We start from the raw sequence: 24224 nt of genomic DNA, 5'->3' as shown, positions 1-24224 counted from the left end.
AGAGCAACCTTGGCACCCTCAATATTCATATCACCGACGGCGTGCTGCCCCAGGTCGACCCCGTCTCCCTCACCCTGGTGGAGGACAGCGACTGGAGCGCGGCCCAGACCCTCACCGGGGATCTGGCCATCACCGCCGGGGCCGACCCTCTGATCAACATCGCATTCGATGCCAGCCAGCCCGGCCTGCAGGGGCTCACCAGCGGCGGCCAGCCCGTGGTCATCAGTGTCAGCGGCAACAGCATCAGCGGCACCGTCAACGGCCAGAACGTCTTCACGTTGACGCTGGATCAGAACGGTCACTACGTCTTCACCCTGAACCAGCCGCTGGATCAGGGGAGCGCAGACAGTCTGCTCAAGGCGGGCTTTACCCTGACCGACAGTGACGGAGATAAAGTCTCCTCCACCCTGAGCGTTGCCATCGGCGACGGGGCCAATCCGGTCATCAGCGCGGTGACCGGCACCGAGATGACGGAGGCGAACCAGGGGGCGAAGGATGTGGTGAGCCACATGAGCTTCACCGTGAGCCACGGGGCTGATGCGCTCGAYACGAGCAGCCTCAAATTCGATATCGCCGCCATTCAGCAGAGCCTGGATGGCAAGTACAGCAGCCACGGCAGCCCGGTTACCTTCACCCTGGACGCCAACGGCGAGCTGGTGGGGACCAGCGCGGACGGCCGCGAGGTGCTGCGGGCCGAGCTGGATTTGGTGGAGAGCAACGGTAACTGGAGCGTCACCGCCAAGGTGACCCTGGGGGCCGAGCTGGATCACCAGGGCAGCGAATCCCTCGACTTGCCGCTCACCGTCACCCTGACCGACAAGGATGGGGACAGGGTCTCCACCGACTTGCCGCTCACCATCAAGGATGGCCATGCGCCGCACTTCGTGGCGGGCAGCGGAGTGAGCCTGGATGAGCGTGGGCTCGACGGCAGCAATACTCTGACCGGCACCGGCCACTTCCAGATCAATGCGGGCTCGGATCGGGTGAGCGAGGTGTCGTTTGCCGACATCAGCGAGCAGCCGGCCCTGACCGCCCTGGGCCAGAGCGTCAAATACGAGCTGGTCGACGGCGATGCCAGCATCCCGGGCAACCAGGTGCTGAAGGGCTATGTGGAAGTCAATGGCCAGCGCGTCGAGGTGCTTCAGGTCGAACTGGTGGGCAAGCTGGACAACGCCGCCAGCAACGATTTTGACTACAAGGTGACCCTGTTCGAGGGGGTTCACCAGAGCGGTGGCAACGCCACCGACCTGCCGTTCAAGCTCAACATCGTCGACAGCGACAAGGGCAGCGGCAACAACGACAGCACCACGGGCACCCTCAACATCCGCATTTCGGAAGGGGACAAGCCGACCCTCACCCTGACCGGCGTGACGGTGAGTGAAGGGCGCTTCGACGGTGCCGCCAACAACCAGACCGGCGATGATCAGCATGCCACCGGCACCCTGACCATCACGGCGGACTCCGATCCCGTGGTGGACGTGCGGCTGACCCTCTCGGGCCAAGTCGTGGATGGGAGTGGCAAGGCCATCACCCACAACGGCGAGACCCTCACCTGGCAAGAGGTGGCGGGCAGCAACGGCCACAGCTTCCAGGCAGTGACTGCGAGCGGCACCCTGGTGCTGACAGTGACCCTGCCCAATGTGCCGGGGCGCATCGAAGCCCATACCCAGGCAACCCTCGATTACCAGGTGACGGTACACACCAACCTGGATCACGGTGCCGACGACAAGCTCAACCTGAGCCTGCCGGTCAAGGTGACCGACAGCGACGGCAGCGTGATCACCGGCAGCACCACGGCGGTGATCACCGATGCGGCGGATCCCGTCATCACCGCCATCGAGGGGGTGACCGTCAAGGAGTCGGACCTCAACGGGGGCAGTGGCCAGCATGGGGGTACCAGCCCGTCAGGCACGGGAGAGGTTGCCATCGGCCAGGTGACGATCGCCGCCGGGAGTGACCGGGTGGTTTCCCTGCAACTGGATGTAGCTCGCTTCAACGCCCTCAATACCCTGACGTCGGGGGGCAAGGCGGTCACCATTGAGGCAGACAGCCAGCCGGGTGTCTACCTTGGCAAGGACAGCGCAGGCAAGCTCATCTTCAAGCTGACCCTGGATGTCTCCGGCCGCTACACCTTCGAGCTGACCGGCAACCTAGATCACAGCGTCCAGGGCAAGGATCTGCTGGATATCCAGCTGCCATTGCAGGCACGGGACAGTGACGGGGATCTGAGCGCCGAAGTGATCGGTCATGTGAGCGTGCAGGACGACGTGCCGGTGGCCGTCGATGCCGGCAAGACCCTGAATGAAGGGGCGAAAGTGACCGGCGATCTGCTGGCCACTGCCAGCGAGGGGGCGGATGATGCGGTGGTGAGAGCGGTGACCATCAATGGCACCGAGCACCCCATCGCCGCCACGGGCAACACCACTATCTCGGTGACAGACGGCACGGGGCAGGTCATCGGCACCCTGGTGATCAATGCCGAGGGTGACTACAGCTTCACCGCCAAATCAGGCATCGATCACAGCAACAGCACCCTGGTACAGCAGATAGGCTTCCACCTGGTGGATGGCGACGGAGATACCGACGACGGTCTTCTGACCCTGACCATCAGGGACGAGGCGGGCAAGCTCACCGTGAGCGCAGTCACCGGCCAGGAGGATGCGGGGGCGAGCGATCCGGGCCAGGGGATCCCCATCACCATGAACCTGGATGTGGGGGATTTCGATCGGGGCGAGCATGTGGAGCAGTTGCTTATCCAGGCGCCAGCCAACGCCCAGGGCATCTTCTATTTCAACGGCGTCGCACTGACCACCATCACTCAGGGGGGCAAGACCTGGTATGAGGTGCCGCCCGCGGCCATGGTGGCGGTGGCCAACACCGATGACAAGTTCCAGCTCACCGGTGTCACTTTTGTGCCAAACCACGACTACTCGAGCTACAACAACGGAGGTGCTGCGCTGCGCTTCCCGGTGCAGTTGCAGGTGGGGGTCACCGAGGGGAGCAAGCCCCCGGTGTTGACCGGCAATCTGGACATCACGGTGCAGGGCATTGCCGACAAACCCCTGTGGGATGCGGGCAGCACGCACCAGCACTACACCACGGACGAGGACAGCAGCGGCATCGCCCTCAACGTCAAGGCGGGTCTCACCGATACGGACGGCTCCGAGACCCTGAGCTACCAGATCAAATGGGCGTCCGGCCAGGGCACGCTGACCCTGAACGGCAAGGTGCTCACCCCGGGGGCGAACGGCCTCTATACGGTGGCTGGTGGCGACATCAACAAGGTGACGGTGGTGCCCGGCAAGGACTACAGCGGTGACATCAAACTCATTGTGACCCCGGTCAGCACGGAGAAAACCCCGGTGGTGACCGGCAAGGAGACGGCCCTCGGCGATCCGCTGGAGGTGATTGTCAACGTGAACCCGCTGGCGGATGACGCCAAGCTGACGGTGCGCGAGATCCAGGGCAAGGAAGATACCCTGATCGATCTGGGCAGCAAGATTGGGCTCGCCCATCTGGGAGACACCACAGATGGCTCCGAGCAGCTGTTCGTGCGCATCAGCGGCCTGCCCACCGGTGCCACCCTGCTGCTGGGTGGGGTGGCGGTCACCCTGGATGCCAACGGCTATTACGAGGTGCCCTATGGCCGCATCAATGACCTCAAGCTGCAGCCGCCCAAAAACAGCAACGTCGATTTCGATCTCACCATCAAGGGGGTGGTGAAGGACACCGCCATCCTGACCGATGCCAGCGGCCAGACCCACACCGTGGTGAACGAGAAGGAGACCGGCAGCCAGAGCCTGCACGTGGATCTGGTGGGGGTGGTGGATGAACCCCATTTCGATCTCAATACCACCGACTGGACCCAGGATGGCAACGGCTACAGCATCACCATCCAGGAGGATGGCCGGGCACCGCTGGACTTCAAGCTCACCTCGGGGGAGTGGACGGATACCCCGCTCGATCACTCGGAAACCCTCAACCTGGTGCTGGAAGGGCTGCCGGAAGGGGCCAAAGTATTCGACGGCAGTGGCAAGGAGCTGACCCTGACCTTCGCCGGGCTCGATGGCAAGGGCAATCCTCTCTATCAGGTGGATGTGACCAGCCTTGGCAACCTGCAGATCCAGCCGCCGCCCAACAGCACCGCCGATCTGCACCTGGTCGGCCACGTGGTGGTGACCGAGAATGACGGCGATCACAAAAGCTTCGACGTACCCCTCACCATCAAGGTGGAGCCGGCCATCGACGCTACCGACTATGCCAAGACCAGCCATGGCCTGGAGGATCAGTTCACCGTCCTCGACTGGCAGCCTGACCTGACCGACGGCGCCGAGAAGGTGACCCACCTCAGCCTTTCCGGTATCGAACCCGGGTATGAAGTCTGGATCCGCGTGGGTGGGGTCGAGACCCAGCTGACCGTGAGCGGCGGCGCCGTGGACTTGAGCGACGCCGAGCTGCAAAGCCTGCTCGGCGGTGGCCAGCTGCTGGTGAAAGGGCCCGAGGACAGCGACAGGGACACCACCCTCCAGAGCCATGTCACGGTGACACAAGTGGATGTGGACTCCAGCGCCACTGCCCAGAAGGTGATCGACGGCACCCTGCATGTGGATATCCAGGCGGTGGTGGAGCCCGATGGCAACCTGGTGCAGACCGGTCAGCTGGAGAGCCCGGACGGGCACGACATCCCGCTGGACGGCGTCTTCGTGTTTGAGGATCTGGACCCCAGCAGCGATGAGGTCATCGACTACCTGGTGATCAGCGATCTGCCCCCCGGCTTCGTGGTGGTGGGCGGCATCAACGATGGCAAGGGCAACTGGACGGTGCCCCACGACGCCCTCGGCAGTTATGCCCTGCGCTCGCCGGATGGCTTCACCGGCACCGTCACCTTCAAGGTGAGCGCCAGGGTGGTCGACCTTGGTGACAACAACGAGGGGGATGTGAGCGCCCCGGCCTATCGGGAGATCACCGCCAGCGCCGACTTCCATGGCGCGACCCACTCGGGTCAGGTGGCCGCCGATGTCGATTTTGACAACAGTACCCCCATCACCGGGGTGGAGGATCACGGCGTCAACTTCGGCAGCCAGCTCAAGCAGATGGTGACCCTGGGCACGGCGGACATCGGGGACGACGAGCTCAGCATCGTCATCACTGGTCTCCCTCCGGGCGTCAACGTACAGGGGCTCACCTATGACTTCGTCAACGGCGAGTACCTCATCAAGTTGCCGGGCGGCCTCGATGATCTCGACCGCCTGACCCTGACCCTGCCGCAAGACTATGCCGGTGACGGCCTGCACTTCAATGTGCGCCTGGTCAACACCGACACCGTGAGCGGTGACACCAAGATGGTGGAGAAGGACGTCACCCTCTCCATCACCCCGGAGGTGGACATCAACGGCGGGGCGGACGGCCTGCCCGAGCTGCAACTGAACGTGAAGGACGTAAACGGCGACGGCCAGCCTGACAACCTGGAAGACACCGACATTCATCTCGATCTCTCGGTCAAGCTCGCCGACATCAGCCCCTCGGTGGCCGATGGCGGTCTCGAGACCGTGGAGCAGGTGGTCGTGACCGTGGATCCCCAATATGGTCACTTCCTCGACAAGAACGGCCAGCCGGTCTCCACCCTCACGGTGAACAACCCGGCGGATCTCAAGGATCTGGTGTTCGTGCCCAAAGAACACTTCAGCGGCAAGGTGCCGCTGGCGGTGACGGTGGATATTCTCGATACCGCCACCACGGGCACGGATCGGGGGAGCTGGAGCGGCAACGTGAGCTTCGAGGTGCTGCCGGTGAACGATCCGGCCAACCTCACGGTCCAGAACGTCACGGGCCAGGAAGATGGCAGCGTGAGCCTGGGGGGGCTGGGGGCCAGCCTCATCGACAACGATGGCTCCGAGCAGATCGTCGGGCTGCAGATCAAGGGGGTGCCGGATGGCTTCACCCTGTCCGCCCCGGCGGTCAACAACGGCGGTGGGGTGTGGCAGGTGCCTGTGGGCACCGACTTCTCCAAGCTGACCCTGATCCCGCCTGCGGACTTCAGCGGCACCGTGGATCTGACCCTGAGCGCCTTCACCCTGGACAAGGGGCTGACCCTGCCCCTTGAAACCAGTGCGGGCTTCACCGTCACCGTCAATCCGGTGGGGGATGCAGTCATCACCGACATGCAGGAGCAGGCGAGCGGCACCGAAGGGGATGTGATCACCCTGAACCTGGGGGTGGAGACCCGGGATACCCAGGCTACCGGCGGCAATGCCGGCAATGTGCACGAGAACGGGCCCGAGCAGGTGCGCGTCACCCTGGAAGGGGTGCCGGACGGGGCAGAAATCCGCCTGCCGAGCGGGGTGAACGGCACCGTGGTGGATCTCGGCGGTGGCCGCTGGCAGGTCACCACGGACGGGGGCAAGCTCGACGCGGTGGAGCTCGTGACCAACGACGCCAACGGCGCCATGGCGATCAAGGTGACGGCCCAGAGCCTGGACAACGGCGCCCTCGGCCCCGAAGTGAACGGCACCATCCATCTCGATGTGAGCCCGGTCAACGACGCCCCCGTCAACGTGCTGCCCGATGATCCCCAGGTGGCCCAGGAGGACGAGCCGTTCGTCATCCAGGGTCTGCAGGTCAAGGACGTGGATGCGGGCAACGGCATCATGGAAGTGCGCCTCTCGGTGGAGCACGGCACCCTGACCCTGCCGGCCGGGAGCGGCGTGACCCTGACCGGCAACGGTACCGGCGATGTGGTGCTGACCGGCACCCTGGCGGATCTCAATGCCCTGCTCTCGGGCGGCGTCACCTATCAGGGCGACCCGGACTTCCATGGCAATGACGCCTTGACCATGGTGACGGACGATCGGGGCAATACCGGCAGCGGTGGCGCCCTGAGTGACACCGATGTGCTGCCCATCCTGGTACAACCGGTCAACGATGCCCCCGTCAACCAGCTGCCGACGACGCCCCAGGTGGCGCAGGAAGATCAGCCCTTCACCATTCACGGGCTGCAGGTGAGCGATGTGGATGCGGGCAACAGCCCCCTCTCGGTCACCCTCTCCGTGCTGCACGGTACCCTGGAACTGGCGGCGGGCAGTGGCGTGACGGTGAGCGGCAGCGGCAGCAACACCCTGGTGCTGAGCGGTTCCCAGGATGCCATCAATGCCTTGCTCGCAGGGGGCGTGACCTATCAGGGCGAGCAGGACTTCAATGGTCAGGATGCCCTGACCATGGTGACCAATGATCTTGGCAACACCGGCAGCGGTGGCCCCCTGAGCGATACCGACGTGCTGCCCATCGAGGTCGAGCCAGTCAATGATGCCCCTGTCACCCAGGTGCCGGGCTCATTGCAGGTGAAAGAGGATGGCTCCCTGTCGCTCACCGGGATCAGCGTGAAGGACGTGGATGCGGGCAGTGCGCCCATCTCCATGGTGCTGCGGGTGGAGCACGGTGTGCTGACCCTGCTGGGGGCGGCAGGCGCCGTCTCGGTGCAGGGGGCGGGGACCAGCGTGGTGACCCTGGTCGGGTCGCTCGATGATCTCAACGGTCTGTTGGCAGGCAACCTGCACTACGAGCCAGCCAGGGACTTCTGGGGTCAGGACAACCTGAGCATCACCACCTCGGATCAGGGCAATACCGGTGCCGGTGGCGTCCTGACCGACAGCGCCCAGATTGCCATCCAGGTGACGGCCGAGCCGGACGATCCCCAATTGGGGGTCGGCACCCACGATATCCTTGCGTTGCAAGGGGCCTGGGTGCCGCTCAACCTCAGCGCCAGCGTGGTCAATCCGGCCCCGGGTGAGCTGTCGGTGCGGATCCAGAACCTCGGCAGCGCCCAGGTGGTGGACGAGCACGGCCAGAGCGTCGGCCACGCGGATGGCAACGACTGGTTGCTGCCGATGGACCAGTCCGTGCCCATCTACCTCAAGGATCTGCCGGCGGGGGATCATGCCCTCACCCTGAGTGCCGAATCCAGCCTGGGTGGCGGCACCCTGAGCTCGGCCACGGAGACCATCACCATCCACAGCCAGAGCGGTCACGATCTGCTGGGCTCGGATCAGGGGGACTGGCTGTTCGGCTCCTCCGGCAATGATCGCCTCCTGGGCGGCATGGGAGATGATGTGCTGCGGGGCGGTCAGGGCAATGACATCCTGACCGGTGGCGCCGGCAGCGATCTCTTCGTGTGGGGCAGTGGTGACGAGGGGACGACGGCCTCTCCGGCGATAGACACCATCACCGACTTCCGTCCCCAGGAGGGGGACAGGATCGATCTGGCGGACCTGCTCAAGGGGGTGACCGACAACAGCGTGGATGGCCTGCTGGGTCATCTCCAGGCATCGGTGACCAGCACCGGCAATGGCCTGAGTGACGTGAGCCTGTCGGTCTCCCCGGCGGGGGATGGCAATGTCACCCAGCAGATCACCCTGAAGGACGTGGATCTGAGTGGCTGGAACCTGAGCGGCTCCTCCTCTCACGACATCCTGCAATCCATGCTGGATCAGCACAGCCTGATCATCCAGCACCCCTGATGGGGTGAGATGATGCAAAGAGCCGGCGAATGCCGGCTCTTTTTTGGCTGAATATGCTGGCTTGATATTTCCCGGTGGTGGTAATGGGAGATGGTTTTTAACGGGGTGGGTGTTGTTGCTGCTTTTCACTGTGTGGGTAGTTCAAACAACTAAAGGAATTCGCCGCCCGGGCCTCCCATCGGGCTGCCCGGGCGGCGTCAGGGCCTTGCCGCGCCGATCCCGGTCAATGCCGGCCAGAGGGGGCGCAGGTATTGACCGGGGCGTGTCGCTTCCAAGCCGGTGCCCGTGATGATGGGCGGACCGGGGGGATGGCGGTCAGGCCAGCGCCCGTGCCAGCAGGTGCACCGGGTGTTCGCAGCGAAACGCCGTGCTCATCTCGATCTGCCACTTGCAGGTCTCGCAGTCGGTGATGACCAGATCGGGCTTGAGCCGGTTTATCTGATCAAACAGCCCCTGACCGATGGCCTGGCTGGTCTGGTAGTTCTCCGACTTGAAGCCGTAGGTGCCGGCGATGCCGCAGCACTGGGAGTCCAGCACCGTCACCTTGACCCCTGGGATGGCGCGCAGCAGCTCGAGGGTATAGATGACGCCCCCCATCTTCTCCAGGTGGCAGGGGGTGTGGTAGGCGATGTGCAGATTGAGGGGCTTCATGGCCGGTTTGTTGCCCCGATCGAACTCGTTCCACAGGAAGCGGGTCACCAGCGAGATGCGATCGCGCACCTTGTGGTTGTCCTGCTCCAGCAGGTGGGGATATTCGTCCCGCAGGGTGAAGCCGCAGGTGGAGGAGGTGGCCAAGAGCGGCATCTCGTTGCCGAGCAGGGTGTTCTCCAGCTGCTGGATGTTGAAGGCCGCCTGCTGCCTGGCCTTGTCCATGAAGCCGTTGGCAATCAGCGGCACGCCGCAGCACTTCTCCCGCGCAAGCAGCTGGACACCGATGTTCATGGCGTTGAGCACCTGCACCAGCTCCTTGCCGAGTTGCGGGTGGTTGTAGTTCACATAGCAACCGTGGAAGTAGGCGATCTGGCGCGCAAAGCGGGCCTGAGTCGCTTTCTGCTTCTTGTACCAGCCGCGGAAGGTGCCTTGTGAATATTTGGGCAAGTCCCGGTGGGAGGAGACCCCCAGCGCCTTGTCCAGCACCTGCTTCATCGGCTTGAGGCCGGTGGTGAAGTTGACCACCGGGGCCATCAGGGTGGACATGCTGCCCATCAGATCCGTGTGGGAGAGCACGAACTCGCGGATCCCCGGTTTGAAGCCGCTGTACTGGTGCTTGGCCTTGGCGATGATGTCGCCGATGCGCACCCCGCTCGGGCAAGCCACTTCGCAGCGCTTGCAGTTGGTGCAGTACTTGAGGGCGCTGTCAAAGAGCTCGGGACTCTTGATGCGCAGCCGCTCCCCATCCGGGCCTGCCTGCTTGGGGCCGGGGTAGGCCGGGTTGGCCTTGGCCACCGGGCAGTAGGCGGTACAGACGGTGCATTTGATGCACTGATCGAAAGTCTGGTTGGCATGATCCAGTAGCATGTCAGTTCTCCTCCCGTTGGGTGTGAAGGCACGGGATATGGGGCGAAATCGTCATTGGGCTGAACTCAAAATGTGACCGGCGGCCTGCCAGCCGGTGGCGACCGCGACACCTGAGCCAGAGCCCTCCTTGGATTGGGCATCGTCGTGGGCCAGCACGCCGTGTCGTTGGAGTGGGAATATGTGATTCATCTCAGCCCTCCGCCAGAATATGGCCAGCGGCTTGCCAGCCGGTGGCAACGGCCACGCCGGAGCCGGAACCTTCTTTAATGGGGTCATAGTGCGCCAGCACGCTGCCGGCGCCGTAGAGGTTGGTGAGGGGCCTGCCGCCGCGCAGCACCCGCAGCCGCTCGTCGGTCTTGACCCCGAAGCCCATGAAGGGGTGGTGGTCGAACAGGCGGCGGCCGGCCCAGGCGTCGCGCTCGGCAAGGCTCAGTACGTCGGCATCGAAGATGGGTTCACGAATGCCCCCGAGGCGCGACTCCAGCCCGCGGCTGAAGAAGCTGCCGGAGGCGAGCACGAAGTGGTCCGCCTCGAACAGCTGATCCTCCCCGTGCTGGCTGTGCACCCCGATCACCTTGTCGCCGTCATAGCGGGCGCCCAGCACCCGCTCGCTGGTGAGGAAGGTGCCGCCAAGGGCCATGAAGCGGCGCTTGAGCGCCTCCTGCATCCGCATGCCGATGAGGGACGGCGGCATGGTGGCCACCTCCTTGATGATGCAGCCGGTGCGCTGCTCCAGCTCCGCCAGGCGCGGGCCGACCAGCCCCAGCGACAGGCAGGCGGGCAGCACCAGGTGATGGCAGCGCGGCTCACCGCTCTCTTGCACCAGGCGGCTGATCTCGCGGGCCAGATCCGTCAGCAGGTCACGCTGGCCATTGCCCTGCTTGTCGAACAGGCGGGCGATGTCGGCGGAGCGAAACTCGTGGGGATTGCGGCTGAACTCGGCCAGCTGGGGCAGGCGAATTTCCCCGGTCAGGATGCGGCTGTGGGCAAAACGGGCGTGGGTCGCGAGATTCGCCGCCGCGAGCGCCGGGTGAAAATCGCGAAACCCTTCCAGGGTGGCGAGCAGGATGGCGTCCGGAGCGGGGGCATCGGTCATGCAGGCGCAAGTGTCGGGGGAGAGCCAGGTGGCTTTGAGGGTGCCGATGGGGGTCAGGCGATGGTGGTTGCGCTCCTGGCGAAACAGCGGCAATCCCTGCGCGGCGCAGTGGCGCTGCAGATCATCGAGGCTTGCCGCGATATGGGTCAGCCCCACCTTGTTGTAGGGATGCTCGGGGTTGGCGGCCATAAAGGCGGGCAGGGCGGCGCGGGGATCTCCCTCGCTCTCCAGCAGATCCACCGAGCCGGAGGAGAAGTGCAGGGCGCTCTGGCCGGAGGCCATCAGCAGGGTCTTCTGGCCGGCCTCGGCCAGGCGCAGGGCCGCCGAGAGGCCCGCCATGCCGCCGCCGATCACGATGCTGTCAAATTTCATGGCTGCGCTCCTTGGTGGAATTTGCGGGGCTGGCATCGAGCGGGAAGGGGGGCTCGCTCACCAGGTGGGGGGCCGTCCACTCGCCAAGGCCGAACAGCCCCTCGTAGATCCAGTAGGTAAATTCCGCTTCCCGCAGGGCATCGCCCCAGAGCACGGGCCGGGTGCCCTTGTAGCGCTCCTCCAGGAACTGGCGCAGCATGACGCAGGCCTGACGACCGTCCGCCTTGCCGTACTCCTGCATCAGGCCGGCGGCGCGATAGGCGCACAGCTCCCCCTGACAGGGGCCCATACCCAGGCGGGTGCGGCGGCGCAAGTCCACCAGGTTGTCCACGTCGAGCTCGCGCAGGGCGTATTCAATCTCGCCCGCGGTCACCATCTCGCACTCGCAGATGAGGGCGTTGGCCTTGGGATTGTCGCGGAAAAAGGCGATGACCCGCTCGCCGTGGCGGTACTGGGCCGAGCCTTCGGCGGGTACCGAGAGGCCGGGGGCGGAGACCTTCTCCGGATCCCGCGAGCCGGGCAGGCTCAGCTCGGCGGTGCGGCAGGGCTTGCTGTTGCCAAGCTTTTTGGCAAGCAAGTCGGTGGCCCATTCGGCCATCAGCCGGTAGGTCATCAGCTTGCCGCCTGTGATGGTGTTGAAACCCTGGAGGCCATCTCGCTCGGCGTGATCCAGCAGCACGATGCCACGGCTGATGTTGCGGCCGGACTCGTCGCCATCCACCGCCACCAGGGGGCGAACGCCGGCGTAGGCCCGCAGCAATCGGGTGCGGGCCATGATGGGGGCCAGTTTTATCCCCTCGCGCAGCAGCACCTCCACCTCTTCGGGCTCGACGGTGAGCTGGTCAATCTTGTGGTAATCGATACGGCTCGACGTGGTGCCAATGAGGGAGATGGTATCGCCCGGCACCAGGATGTCCGCGTCCGCCGGTTTGCGGCAGCGGTTGAGCACCAGCTGGTTGAGGCGGTAATCCATGATGAGCAATGAGCCCTTGGCGGGGAACATGCGGATGCCGAGGTCGGCATACTCGCAGATCTGCTGGCCCCAGATGCCGGCGGCGTTGATCACCTCCTGGCACTCCACCTCGAACGCTTCGCCGGTGCGGGTGTTGATGGCCTTGACCCCGTGCACCCTATCCTGGGTGCGCAAAAGCCCCAGCACCTTGCTGTGAGTGAAGATGCGGGCGCCGTGCTCCTTGGCGTCCAGCACGTTGGCAGCGGCCAGGCGGAAGGGGTCGACCGTGCCGTCCGGCACCTGGATGGCACCGATCAGCGCCGGGTTGACGTTGGGTTCAAGGCGCAGCGCATCGGCGGGATCCAGCTGGCGGGCGTCGATGCCCGCCAGGGCGCAGGCGTCCATGAAGGTATTTTGAAAATGGATGTCATCTTCCGGCAGGGTGATGAAGAGGCCGCCGGTGTCCTCGACGCAGTGGCTGGCGATCCGCTTGAGGATGAGGTTCTCCTGAATGCATTCGCGGGCGGACTCCTGATCCGTCACCGCGTAGCGGGCGCCGGAGTGGAGCAGGCCATGGTTGCGGCCCGTGGTGCCGGCGGCGATGTCGTCCCGCTCAAGCAGGATGCAGTCGATGCCGCGCAGCGCGCAATCGCGCATGATGCCGGCGCCGGTGGCGCCCCCCCCTATGATGACGACTTGTGTGGTGATTCTTTTCATTCGTGCCCGTCTCATCTCTTCCAGATGAGGCCAGTGTGGCGCCTCCACGACGTAAAATGTTTGATATGGGCCAAATTAATGTTCGTAAACGCTCATTAAGTGTGAGGTGATGAGCGAAATGTGATGAACCTCACGTCACCGTCGAGGCGGGCAGGGGAAAGCATGACGGGAGGGGAGAAGGCCAGCCCGGGGGCTGGCCAGAGGGCGGCGTGGGGGAAACCTCAGCCGCAGCACTTCTTGAACTTCTTGCCGCTGCCACAGGGGCAGGGGTCGTTTCGCCCGACCCGCAGCGGCGCCGGATCCTGCTCGCCGTCGGTGTAGACCCAGCGCCCCTGATGGCGCACGAAGCGGGAGCGCTCATGGAGGCAGTGACGTTCGTCCCCCTCCAGGAACCAGGCTTTGAATTCCACCATGCCGAGGGTGTCATCGGGGCCGCCCTGGCTGGCGAGGATCTCGAGGCCATCCCAGCGGGTGTCGGTCGATGAGAGGTCGGCCGCGGTCAGCCCGTTCAGATAGTCCGGGTGCCAGCTGTGTACCAGATATTCTCCCAATCCCAGCACGAAGGCGCTGTAGCGGGATCGCATCAGCTGCTCCGGGGTGGCGGCGGGCTGGCCTGCGTGGAGTACACCGCAGCACTTGGCAAGAAAAAGAGAGGAACCGCAAGGACATAGGTTCATGAGTCAGCTCATCTGGTCGATAATTAAAGGTGGCGGGATTGTAGCGAACGCACTTCCCTTTCGGCCAGCTTCCCATGCCGTTTAGGCAGACATCATGCAGCAATGAACACAGCACAAAGGGTGACACAATGACACTTAAGCAGAAGATCCTGTTACTGGGGGCCATCCCCGTGCTGCTGATGGCCCTGGTGGTCAATCTCAGCAACTACCTGGTGGCCAGGAGCGATCTGGAATCGGATCTGGTGGTGGCGCGGGAGAGGGCAATCAAGGAGCGCAAGGCGCTGCTCAGCAGTTATCTGATGCTGGCCAAGACGGCCATCGAGGGCAGCTACGGCAAGCCTGACAGCCCCGAAGTGCGCCAGCAGGTGAAGGAGATATTGCGGCCGCTGCGCTATGGCAGCGACGGCTACTTCTTCGTCTACGACTATCAGGGCAATACCGTGCTGCTGCCGACCCGCCCCGAGATGGAGGGGAAGAACCGCTGGCAGGACAAGGATACCAAGGGTGCCTTCCTCATTCAGGGGATCATCAAGTCGGCGCGGGAAGGAGATGGCTTCTCGGAGTACTGGACCAACAAGCCCTCTATCGGGCGGGATGCCCCCAAGCTCTCCTTCAACCTGGTGCTCGACAAATATCAGTGGGTCGTGGGCACGGGCTTCTACATCGACGACATCGACAATGAGCTGGCCACCCTGCGCAGCGAGCGGGAGGAGACCATGTATGGCTCCCTGAAAACCGGGGTGCTGTTCATCCTGGTGATCCTGGGGGTGACCCTGGCGGCCACCGTGGTGATCGGCAACCGGGTCACCCGCCCGCTGGCGGATGCGGTCGCAGCCCTCAACGACATCGCCGACGGGGACGGGGATCTGACCCAGCGCCTCAAGGTGCAGAGCAAGGACGAGGTGGGGCAGCTGGCCGCCGCCTTCAACCGCTTTGTCGAACGGATCCAGTCGGTGGTGAGCCAGGTGGGGGAAACCAGTCACCAGTTGCTGGGGGCCGTGGATCGGCTGCATAGCCTGAGCGAGCATGCGGACAGGCAGATGCAGGGCCACGGCAAGGAGACGGATCAGGTGGTGACCGCGGTGACCGAGATGAGCTCCACCGCCCAGGAGGTGGCGGCGAGCGCTTCCAACGCCGCCAGCGCCACCAGCGATGCGGCCCGCGAGTCCGATGCGGCCCGGGGGGTGGTGAACAGCGCCATCGGCAGCATCAACCGGCTGGTGGACGAAGTGCATGTGGCGGCCGGGGTCATCGAGCAGCTCGCCCATGAGACCGGCAAGATAGGCTCCGTGGTGGAGGTCATTCGCGGCATCGCCGATCAGACCAACCTGCTGGCCCTCAACGCCGCCATCGAGGCGGCCCGGGCGGGCGAGCAGGGGCGCGGCTTTGCGGTGGTGGCGGATGAGGTGCGATCCCTCGCGGGCCGTACCCAGCAGAGCACCAAGGAGATCAACGAGATGCTCCAGCGCCTGCAGGGCGGAGTGAAACAGGCGGTGGAGGTGATGCAGGCCAGCGAGGCACGCAGCCAGGAGACGGTGCAGGAGGCGAGCCACATCGCCAGCTCCCTGGACAGCATGGTGACGGCGGTCGGCACCATCAACGACATGAACATCCAGATCGCCACGGCCGCCGAGGAGCAGCACGCGGTCTCCGAGGAGATCAACAAGAACCTGGTGGCCATCCAGCAGATCGTCAGCGAGCTGACCGAGGCGTCCGGGGAGTCCAGCACCACCACCCGCGCCCTGGCAGGCACGGGTGACAAATTGCGCCAACTCGTCTCCCGCTTCCGTTACTAATCACATTTTTGCCGTCTGGACAGGATTTCCAGACGGCAAATTTGGGGATCGGCGCAGAATGTGTGAAAATCGCGCCATTCGTTCCTTTCGTTAGCCCCAACCCTATGAATGAGATCGTGAAAGGCAGTATCGATTTGATCCGTCAGCTCAACTACGGCCTGGTCTATGCCAGCCTGGAGGAGCACAAGGAGCTGTCCCGTACCGATCTGTCCCGTCTGACCGGCCTGTCGCCGGCCAGCATCACCAAGATCACCCGCGAGCTGCTGGACGGCGGCCTGGTGGTCACCTGCGGCGAGAGCTCGGTGGGGCGTGGCCGTCGCCAGACCCTGCTGCGCATCAACGAGCGCCGCTTCCAGTTTCTCTCCATGCGTCTGGGGCGCGGCTATGTTGACATGGCCCTGTTTGACCTAGCTGGTCACTCCCTGGCGCGCCATCGCCATGTCTTCAACGAGGCGGAGCGTGCCGAGCTGCTGGCCAGCCTGGTGCGGGCCATCGAGGGCTTTTTGCCCAAGAAGGCGCTGCGTCTGGCCTGCATCGCCCTCTGCCTGCCCGGCCAGGTGGAGCGCCACTCCGGCATGGTCAAGCATTTTCCCTATTACGATCTGCGCAACTGGCCCCTCGGTCCCACCCTGCAGGAGGCCTTCTCGGTACCCGTGCTGGTGAGCGGCGACGTGCGCACCTGGATCCAGGCCGAGCGGGAGTGGGGCGCCGCCAGGAACTGCTCGGATGCGGTGCTGGTGTTCGTGCACAACGACATCGGGGTCGGCATGGTGGTCAATGGCCAGCTCATCGAGAGCGAGTCGGCTCTGCTCGGGGATCTCAGCCACCTGCAGCTCGAACCCTATGGCCAGCGCTGCTACTGTGGTGGCTTCGGCTGCGCCTGCACCCTGGTGACCAATCAGGCGCTGGAGGCGCAATATCGGGAGCTGCGCGAACGGATGCAGGAGTTCGATCTGCCCGAAAGCGTCACCATCCGCGAGCTGTGCGAGCTGGCGCTGGCGGGCAACAGCCTGTGTCAGGACATCCTGCACCAGGCAGCAGGCCGCCTTTCCCGGGTACTGGCGAACCTCATCTGCCTGCTCAATCCGGGCAAGCTGCTGCTCGGGGGGGAGATCACCCGGGCCGATCGACTGCTCTTCCCCATGTTGCACCAGTCCTTGGCAAGCCAGTTGCCCGCCGAGTACCTGGTGCGCCTGCAGATTGAATCCACCCACTTCTACGAAGATCCCACCAAACCCACCTCGGTGCAGGTGCACAAGGCCCTGCGCGATGGCAGTCTGCTGCTCGACTTGTTGCGAGGCGACAAGGAGGCATGAGGCTCGGGTTGCAAGGACGCTTCCTGCTCATTCTCTGTCTGGTCAGTCTGTTGCAACTGGTGTTGCTGAGCGGGGCCAGCTACTACTATGTCGCCGAGCAGCGCTACCGTGAGGTGGGGGATCAGGCCCTGGATGTGGCACGGCTGGTGGCGCGGGAGTCCGGCGTCATCGCCGGGGTGAAGCGGGCGGATACGGTCCGCCTCAATGCCTTGGTGGAGCGGATCCGCGCCGAGGTCGGGGCCAGCTACATCGTCATCGGGGACAGGCAGGCACGCCGCCTGGTGCACCCCAATGCGGACCGGATTGGCAAAGCCATGGTGGGGGATGATCCCGAGCGTGCCTTGCAGGGGGAAGCCTATATCTCCAGGGCCCAAGGGTCCCTTGGGGTCTCGGTGCGCGGCAAGGGGCCCATCCGGGACGAGATGGGCAAGATCATCGGGGTGGTGTCGGTCGGCTATCTGGTGCGGGACATCGATGCGGATCTGCAGGGCTATTTGCGCTTTGGCCTGGCCATGACATTGCTCATTGTGGTACTCAACAGTGTCGCAGCCGCCTGGCTGGCCCGGCGCTACAAGAAGGCGATTTTCGGCTTTGAACCCGAGCAGATGGGGCGTCTCTATGCGGAGCTAGACTGTACCCTGCGCACGGTGCGCGAGGGGATCCTCACCATCGACGAGCAAGGGCGCCTCACCTCCCTGAACCCCAACGGCATCAAGCTGCTGCGCCTGGACGACACCACCGCCAGGAGCGCCATTGGACAGCCCATCGGTCACCTGCTGCCGGGCAGTCGCATGCTCTCCATCCTGCAAGAGCAGACCCCCCAGTTTGACGAGGAGATCGTGCTCAACGGCCAGTCCCTCATCGTCAACCGGTTGCCGCTGGTGCGCGAGGGCAAGCTGATCGGCGCCGTGTCGAGCTTTCGGCGCAAGGACGAGCTGGCGGAACTCAGTGCCCAGCTCTCCCAGGTGCAGGCCTACAGCGATCTGCTGCGGGTGCAGACCCACGAGCACAACAACCAGCTTGGGACCATCGCTGGCCTCATTGAGCTCGGGGCCACCCGGGAGGCGCTCGCCTTCATCGGGCGGGAGGCGGCCACCGAGCAGACCCTGCTCGGCTTCCTGATGGGGGCCATCGCCAAACCCAAGGTGGCGGGGTTGCTGCTCGGCAAATACCACAGGGCCCACGAACTCGGTCTTGAGCTCGTGATCGATCCCGATGCCCGTCTGCACGACATTCCTGCCCGTGTCAGCGGTTCCCAGCTGGTAACGGTGCTGGGCAACCTCATCGAGAACGCCTTCGAGGCGACCCGCCGCCACGGTGCGCCCTATCAGCCCATCCGGGTTTCCCTGAGCGATCTGGGGCAGGATCTGGTGCTGGAGGTGGAGGATGGGGCTGGCGGCATCGACCCGCAGTTGGCGGACAGGTTGTTCGAACAGGGGGTCAGCAGCAAGCCCGAGCCAGGACACGGTATCGGGCTCTCCCTGGTGCGCAAGACCCTGGATGCCCTGCAGGGGGAGATCACCATCGAAGCCACGACGCAGGGAAGTTGCGTCGTCTGTTACATTCCCAAGGAGGTGTGAGTGATCAAGATCCTGATCGTCGAGGATGATCCCGCCATTGCCGAGATCCACCGCCGCTTCGTGCAGCGCCTCCCCGGTTTCGAGGTGCTGGGGGTGGCGTTGACCCTGTTCGATGCCAGGGAGCAGATAGGGATCCTCCGGCCCGATCTGGTGCTGCTGGATGTCTGGCTGCCCGATGGAGAGGGGTTCTCGCTATTGAGAGAGCTGCGCCAGGCGGGGGCGAGTCTGGATGTGATCCTGCTCACCGCGGCGCGGGAAGCCGCTGCCCTGCAGGAGGCGATGCGCCTCGGGGTGGTGGATTTCATCTTGAAGCCCGTGGTGTTCGAGCGGCTGCGCGACACCCTGGAGAAATACCGTCAGAGCATCGCCGCCCTGGCGGCGTTGGCCGACATCGACCAGCAGGCGGTGGACACCCTGTTCGGTACGCCGTTGCAGCAGGTGGCGGCAGAGGGACTGCCCAAGGGCATCGATGCTCTCACCCTGCAGCGGGTGCTGACGGCCCTGACTCCGGAGGCCGCCAGTGCCGAGGAGATAGGCAGCCGGATAGGGGTGAGCCGGACCACGGCGCGCCGCTATCTGGAATTTCTGGTGGGGCAGCAACTGGCGAGCCCCGAGCTCGAATATGGCACCGTCGGGCGGCCGGAGCGGCGTTACCGCAAGCCGTGATCCGGTCGCCCGGAACCTGTTGTCCAGACAAGAAAAGAGCGCCTTTCGGCGCTCTTTTTATCAGGGTTTGCTTCCCGTGGGCATCAAGGTCTCTGCGCGTTATGGTCAGGGTTCAGAGGTGGCAGAGGATCATCGATTCAGTGGCTGGTGGCAGGCTCCCCCTTGGGGGCCCGGCGAGCCTGCCACCACTGCCAGACGGGCAGCAGCAACATGGTCAGGGTGATCACCGTGAAGGCGAGGGTGATGGGGCGCTCCCACAGGAAGCTCAGGCTGCCGTCGTTGATCACCAGGGCCCGGCGCAGGTTGTCCTCCAGCATGCCCCCCAGGATAAAGCCGAGCAGCATGGGGGCCATGGGGAAGGTGAGCAGGCGCAGGCCGATGGCGATCAGTGCAACGATGGCCATCACATGGATGTCCATGGTGTTGAAGGAGACCAGATAGACCCCGGTCAGGGAGAACAGCAGCACCATGGGGATGAGCACGGGGCGCGGCACCGCCAGTACCCGGGCCAGGTAGGGGATGAGGGGGAGGTTCAGGATCAACAGCACCACGTTGCCCAGATACATGGAGATGATCACCGACCAGAAGACGTCCGGATGCTCCATGAACAGACGCGGGCCCGGCTGGATGCCGTAGGCCACCAGGGCGCCCAGGATGAGGGCCGTGGTGCCGGAGCCCGGGATCCCCAGGGTCAGCAGGGGCACGAAGGAGCCGGTGGAGGCGGCGTTGTTGGCCGCTTCCGGGGCGGCCAGGCCGCGCAGGCTGCCCTTGCCGAACTGCTCCTGGCGCTGCTTGCCGGCGATGTTGCGCTCGGCCCCATAGGCCATGAAGGCGGCGATGGTGGCACCGGCTCCCGGCAGCACGCCGATGAGAAAGCCCAGCACCGAGGAGCGGGCGATGGGAGGCGCGATTTCCCTGACCTCTTCCTTGCTCAGCTTGAGGCTGCCGAGCTGCTGCATCTGCCTTGCCTCTTCCTCGCTGTTGTCCTTGCCGGGGCGCAGCACCGCCATCAGGATCTCCGCGAGGGCAAAGGTGGCCATGGCCAGCAGCAGGAAGGAGAAGCCGTCACGCAGATCCGGCAGCCCGAAGGTGAACCTGTCCACCCCGACGCTGCGGTCGATGCCGATGGTGGAGATCATGATGCCGAACAGCGCCATGATCAGCGCCTTGAGCACCTGCCCCTTGCCGGCAAAGGCTGCCACGGCGGAGAGCCCCAGCACCATGAGGGCGAAGTAGTCCGCCGACTGGAAGGAGAGGGAGACCTTGGCGAGCAGGGGCGCCGCCACCATCAGCATGATGGCGGAGAGGGTGCCGCCGGTGAAGGAGGCGTAGGCGGCGATGGCCAGCGCCTTGCCAGCCTGTCCCTTGCAGGCCAGGGGATAGCCGTCGAAGGCGGTGACCACGGTGGCGGAGCAGCCGGGGGCGTTGATCAGGATGGAGGAGGTGGAGCCCCCGAAGATGGCGCCGTAATAGACCCCCGCCATCAAGATGATGCCGGAGGCCGGATCCAGGCCATAGGTGATGGGGATCATCAGGGCGATGGCGGTGACCGGGCCAAGGCCCGGCAACATGCCGATAAAGGTGCCGATGAAGCAGCCAAGCACCACCATCATCAGGTTGACCGGCAGCAGTGCGGTGCCGAGTCCTTGCAAGATTCCGTCTAACATGGTGACTCCTTAGAAACCGAGCAGGGTGAACAGGCGACCCGGCTCCAGATAGACGTTGAGCCCCTTGGTGAGCAGGGCCCAGAAGCCGATGGAGAAGGGGACGCTGATCATCAGGCCGTAGCGCAGGCTGGGTTCACCGAGCACCCGGATGCCCACGCTCAGGAAGGCGATGGTCGAGAGCACGAAGCCAAACCAGGTGAGCCCCAGTCCGTAGATGACCATGAGCCCGAGCAGGATGAAGACCCGGCGCCAGTCCCCCTCTTCCCGGCGCAGGGGCTCGCCCCCGGGGAAGAGCACCAGCAGCAGGGAGAGCAGCGCCCCGATCCCGGCCAGGGCATAGGGCAGGGTGCTGGCGGTGAAGGGTTCGTATTCGTCGCCGGGGTAGCCCGGTATCTCGGTGGCGTAGTAGCCATAGGCGAGGGAGAGCAGCAGAAACAGCAGGCCCCCCAGTCGCTCCTTGGTAATGTTCATCTTTTGACTCCAACATGAGCGGCGGGCCTGCGCCCGCCTGCGATGGGACAGCGAGGGTTATTTGATGAAGCCGAGCTCGCGCATCAGGCCGCCGATCTGCTGCTCCTGGCCGTCAAGGAAGGCGGTGAACTCGGGACCTGACTGGTAGAGGTTGGTCCAGCTGTTGCGGCTGCGGACCACTTCCCACTCCGGCTTGTCGTACATCTGCTTGAGCAGGGCGGCAAACTCGGCGGATTTCTCCGGGCTGATGGTGGGGGAGGCGAAGTAACCGCGCCAGTTGGCGAAGACGGTGGGGTTGTTCTGCTCGCTGAAGGTGGGGATCTGCTCCGCCCCCGGCAGGCGTTTGTCGGAAGTGACCCCGAGGATCCGCATCTGGCCCGACTTGACCGCTTCCATCGCCTCGCCAAAGCCGGTGGAGATGGCCTGGGTCTCTCCGGCCAGCACGGCGGCCATGGCGCTGCCGCCGGCATCGTAGGCGACGTAGCGCAGCTTGCTGGCGTCGGCTCCGGCGTTCTTGAAGGTCAGGGCGGCGACCAGGTGATCCAGGCTGCCACGGGCCGAGCCACCGGCGATCTTCACCTTGGCCGGGTTTTCCTCGTAGGCGGCCAGCAGCTGGGCCCAGTTCTGATAAGGGGAGTCCGCCTTGACCGCCAGCGCCTGGTAGTCGGCGATGATGGCGGCCACCGGGGTCAGATCACGGAAGGACTGGGGCAGCTCCTTGGAGAGGGATTTGACGATGATGGGGGTGGAGTTGACCATCAGAGTCTTGTCGGACTGGGCCGAGGTCTCGATGAGGTGGGCGATGGCCTTGGCGCCGCCACCGGCGGACATGTTCTGGTAGGAGACGGTCTTGACCAGACCGGACTTGGCCAGCACTTCACCGGTGCCGCGGGCCGTGGTATCCCAGCCGCCGCCGGCGCCGCCCGGGATCAGGAAGTGGACTTCGTTGATCTGGGCGTGGGCGCCGACGCTCAGTGCGAGCAGGCTACCGATCAGGGTGCGTTTGAGGGTTCCTTGCAACATGGTGCTCTCCTTGTGATTGTTGCAAGAAGGTTAATTAATCGTGTCTGGCTGGAAAACAATCTGACCGTAATGGCTATTAAGGCTGTTGTGACCATTGTGTTCATTCTGGTCATGGGCCGAAGAGGGGCGCGCGCATAGAAACGAGGCGCCCGTGAGCGCCTCGTCCGGCAAGGATCACTGGGTCGGTTTCGCCGCCGATGTGCTGACGTCCTCCTTCGCCTCCTGTTTCAGGGCATCGCTCGCTTGCTGGCGCAGAGCCACCTGCTCCATCACCAGCTTGTAGGCGATGTAGTACTTGTAGATGTTGCCCACATAGGTGACCGTCTCGGGGCCGATCTTCTCCGCCGCCACGTACTCGACATTGTGGAACCAGACGTTGGGATCCAGCCCCCGTTTTCTGGCCTCGGCGCGGAGCCGCGCCACCCGGGCGGGGCCGGCATTGTAGGAGGCGAACGAGAAGAGGGCCTTGTCGAGGGCGGTCATGGGCTCGTCCGCATAGTAGTGATCGATCATCCAGCGCATGTATTTGACGCCGCCGTGAATATTGGGCTCGAGCTGGCGTATGTCGCCGACCTTCAGCCCCTTGCCGGTGGCGGGCATGATCTGCATGATGCCGATGGCGCCCACATGGCTGCGGGCATGATGGTTGAGGGCGGACTCCTGGTAGCCCTGGGCCGCCATCAGCAGCCAGTCCATGTCATAGCGCTCGCCATATTCACGGAACAGCTCGACCACCTGCAGGAATTTCTTGCGCTCCGCCTCGGCGGCGGCGCTTTTGACGAACTTGTTCTGCTTGAGATAACGGGCCAGGATCTCGTCCCCCGTCGCCTTGCCGCGCAGCGCCTTTATCTGCTCGTTGAGCATGGCGAGCAACTGGGGACTCTCCTTGCGCACCGCCCAGGCGATGACGCCCCCCTCCCGGAACACGGGGGTGTCGTGAATGGTGATCCCGGGGAAAATCTTTTGCCAGAAGCGGGCCTTGTGCTCGTCCATGACGATGAAGGGGAGCAGGCCTGCGTTCACCATCTCCACCAGATCTTCATCTTCGAGCACCTCCGAGGCGGGTTGGAGGTCGATGAGGGGCTCTCCCGCCGACTTGCGGGCCTGGTTGTAGGCGAGCAGGCTCTCGTAGTAGCTGGAGGAGGGGCGCACGAAGACGCGCTGGCCCCCGAGATCGGTGGCGCTTTCCACCTTGGGGGAGAGGGGGCCGGAGACGAGCAGCTCCCGCACGTTTTCAAGCAGGGGATCGGTGAAGGCGATACCCTGTTGCCTGCGTTTGTCCGTGATGGTGAGGTTGGCGGCGGCGATGTCGCCTTTGCCTTCGATGAGGGAGGTCAGCAGAGCTTCCCGGGCCACGGGAATGAAGACGAAGTGCACCTTGAGGTGGCGTTTGATCGCCTTTTGCTTGCGCAACTGTTCGTTGAGGCGCTTTTCCACCTGCATGAAGGCATCGTAGGTGGCCCCCCGTTGCACGCCCTTGGTGATGAAAAATCCAGTCTTGTTGTAGGTGGTGAGCACCCTGATGGTGCGCTGCTCCAGCATGACGTCGAGATCTCCCAGCCTGGGTTTGGCAAGCTCGTCGTTTTCAAAGCTCAGGGCGCTTTTCTCCGTCTCTGCTTCGGGGGCCACCTGCTTGCCGGATTCGGCCCCCCAGGCTGGCGTCAGGGAGCAGAACCACCAGATCACAATCATCCATGCGCGTTTCATCACTTGCACCTCGCTCGTTTTATTGAGTGTAAGTGGCACCTTGTAGAGGATTTAGCTTATTGGGTTTGATAGACCCGTCCCCATAGCACGATTTTCACTATTCCATCCAGGAGTGCCCGCCCATGAAAAAAGGAGCCTCGAGGCTCCCTTTTT

The 24224-nt window shown here is 64.3% G+C and carries 14 protein-coding genes; 5 read left to right on the top strand and 9 right to left on the bottom strand.

The window, feature by feature from the left end; translation table 11 throughout:
• A partial coding sequence (locus AB5Y89_RS06010; RefSeq protein WP_368223106.1) for a type I secretion C-terminal target domain-containing protein occupies positions 1–8513 on the top strand: 8513 nt, incomplete at its 5' end.
• Between the two features lie 315 nt (positions 8514–8828).
• On the opposite strand, the gene glpC is transcribed toward AB5Y89_RS06010, so the two are convergent.
• The 5 genes from glpC to AB5Y89_RS05985 all read right to left on the bottom strand — a co-directional run bounded on the left by glpC (position 8829) and on the right by AB5Y89_RS05985 (position 13845).
• Positions 8829–10031: an anaerobic glycerol-3-phosphate dehydrogenase subunit GlpC gene (glpC, locus tag AB5Y89_RS06005; RefSeq protein WP_368223104.1), complete on the bottom strand. Its 1203-nt coding sequence runs from the start codon at positions 10029–10031 to the stop codon at positions 8829–8831.
• A 51-nt stretch (positions 10032–10082) separates the two neighbouring features.
• Complete coding sequence (locus tag AB5Y89_RS06000; RefSeq protein WP_158657322.1) at positions 10083–10220, bottom strand: hypothetical protein; 138 nt, start codon at positions 10218–10220, stop codon at positions 10083–10085.
• A 1-nt stretch (position 10221) separates the two neighbouring features.
• Entirely contained in the window at positions 10222–11499 is a 1278-nt protein-coding gene (glpB, locus tag AB5Y89_RS05995; RefSeq protein WP_368223102.1) for a glycerol-3-phosphate dehydrogenase subunit GlpB, read from the bottom strand.
• Positions 11489–13168 carry an anaerobic glycerol-3-phosphate dehydrogenase subunit A gene (gene glpA / locus AB5Y89_RS05990; protein ID WP_368223099.1) on the bottom strand — a complete coding sequence of 560 codons (1680 nt, stop codon included), beginning with the start codon at positions 13166–13168 and terminating at the stop codon, positions 11489–11491. Before glpA ends, glpB begins: the two co-directional genes overlap by 11 nt.
• A gap of 221 nt (positions 13169–13389) precedes the next feature.
• Positions 13390–13845 (bottom strand): YchJ family protein, encoded by a 456-nt coding sequence (locus tag AB5Y89_RS05985; protein WP_080768035.1) that lies wholly within the window; start codon positions 13843–13845, stop codon positions 13390–13392.
• Between the two features lie 128 nt (positions 13846–13973).
• Between AB5Y89_RS05985 and AB5Y89_RS05980 the strand changes: the two genes are divergently transcribed.
• From AB5Y89_RS05980 to AB5Y89_RS05965, 4 genes are all read left to right on the top strand, one after another.
• Positions 13974–15641 (top strand): methyl-accepting chemotaxis protein, encoded by a 1668-nt coding sequence (locus AB5Y89_RS05980; RefSeq protein ID WP_368223097.1) that lies wholly within the window; start codon positions 13974–13976, stop codon positions 15639–15641.
• 104 nt (positions 15642–15745) lie between these two features.
• Positions 15746–16957, top strand: a complete 1212-nt coding sequence (locus tag AB5Y89_RS05975; RefSeq protein WP_029314606.1) for an ROK family transcriptional regulator — start codon at positions 15746–15748, stop codon at positions 16955–16957.
• A complete protein-coding gene (locus AB5Y89_RS05970; RefSeq protein WP_368223094.1) occupies positions 16954–18537 on the top strand; it encodes an ATP-binding protein in 1584 nt (527 codons plus the stop codon). The genes AB5Y89_RS05975 and AB5Y89_RS05970 overlap by 4 nt, the downstream gene beginning before the upstream one ends.
• Entirely contained in the window at positions 18538–19203 is a 666-nt protein-coding gene (locus tag AB5Y89_RS05965; protein WP_202043595.1) for a response regulator, read from the top strand.
• Positions 19204–19340: 137 nt separating this feature from the next.
• On the opposite strand, the gene AB5Y89_RS05960 is transcribed toward AB5Y89_RS05965, so the two are convergent.
• The 4 genes from AB5Y89_RS05960 to AB5Y89_RS05945 form a co-directional block, all read right to left on the bottom strand.
• Positions 19341–20870, bottom strand: coding sequence for a tripartite tricarboxylate transporter permease (locus AB5Y89_RS05960; RefSeq protein WP_045524545.1), 1530 nt, complete (start codon positions 20868–20870; stop codon positions 19341–19343).
• A 9-nt stretch (positions 20871–20879) separates the two neighbouring features.
• Positions 20880–21341 carry a tripartite tricarboxylate transporter TctB family protein gene (locus tag AB5Y89_RS05955; protein WP_005300329.1) on the bottom strand — a complete coding sequence of 154 codons (462 nt, stop codon included), beginning with the start codon at positions 21339–21341 and terminating at the stop codon, positions 20880–20882.
• Positions 21342–21398: 57 nt separating this feature from the next.
• Positions 21399–22364, bottom strand: a complete 966-nt coding sequence (locus AB5Y89_RS05950; protein WP_010674916.1) for a tripartite tricarboxylate transporter substrate binding protein — start codon at positions 22362–22364, stop codon at positions 21399–21401.
• Positions 22365–22538: 174 nt separating this feature from the next.
• Positions 22539–24071 (bottom strand): transporter substrate-binding domain-containing protein, encoded by a 1533-nt coding sequence (locus AB5Y89_RS05945; protein WP_368223091.1) that lies wholly within the window; start codon positions 24069–24071, stop codon positions 22539–22541.
• Between the last annotated feature and the right edge of the window lie 153 nt (positions 24072–24224).

The sequence above is a fragment of the Aeromonas sp. s4 genome, assembly GCF_040907855.1.
Classification (GTDB): Bacteria; Pseudomonadota; Gammaproteobacteria; order Enterobacterales; family Aeromonadaceae; genus Aeromonas; species Aeromonas caviae.
The sequence above is the reverse complement of the archived record's forward strand: the minus strand, read 5'-3'. Positions and strand labels throughout refer to the sequence as shown.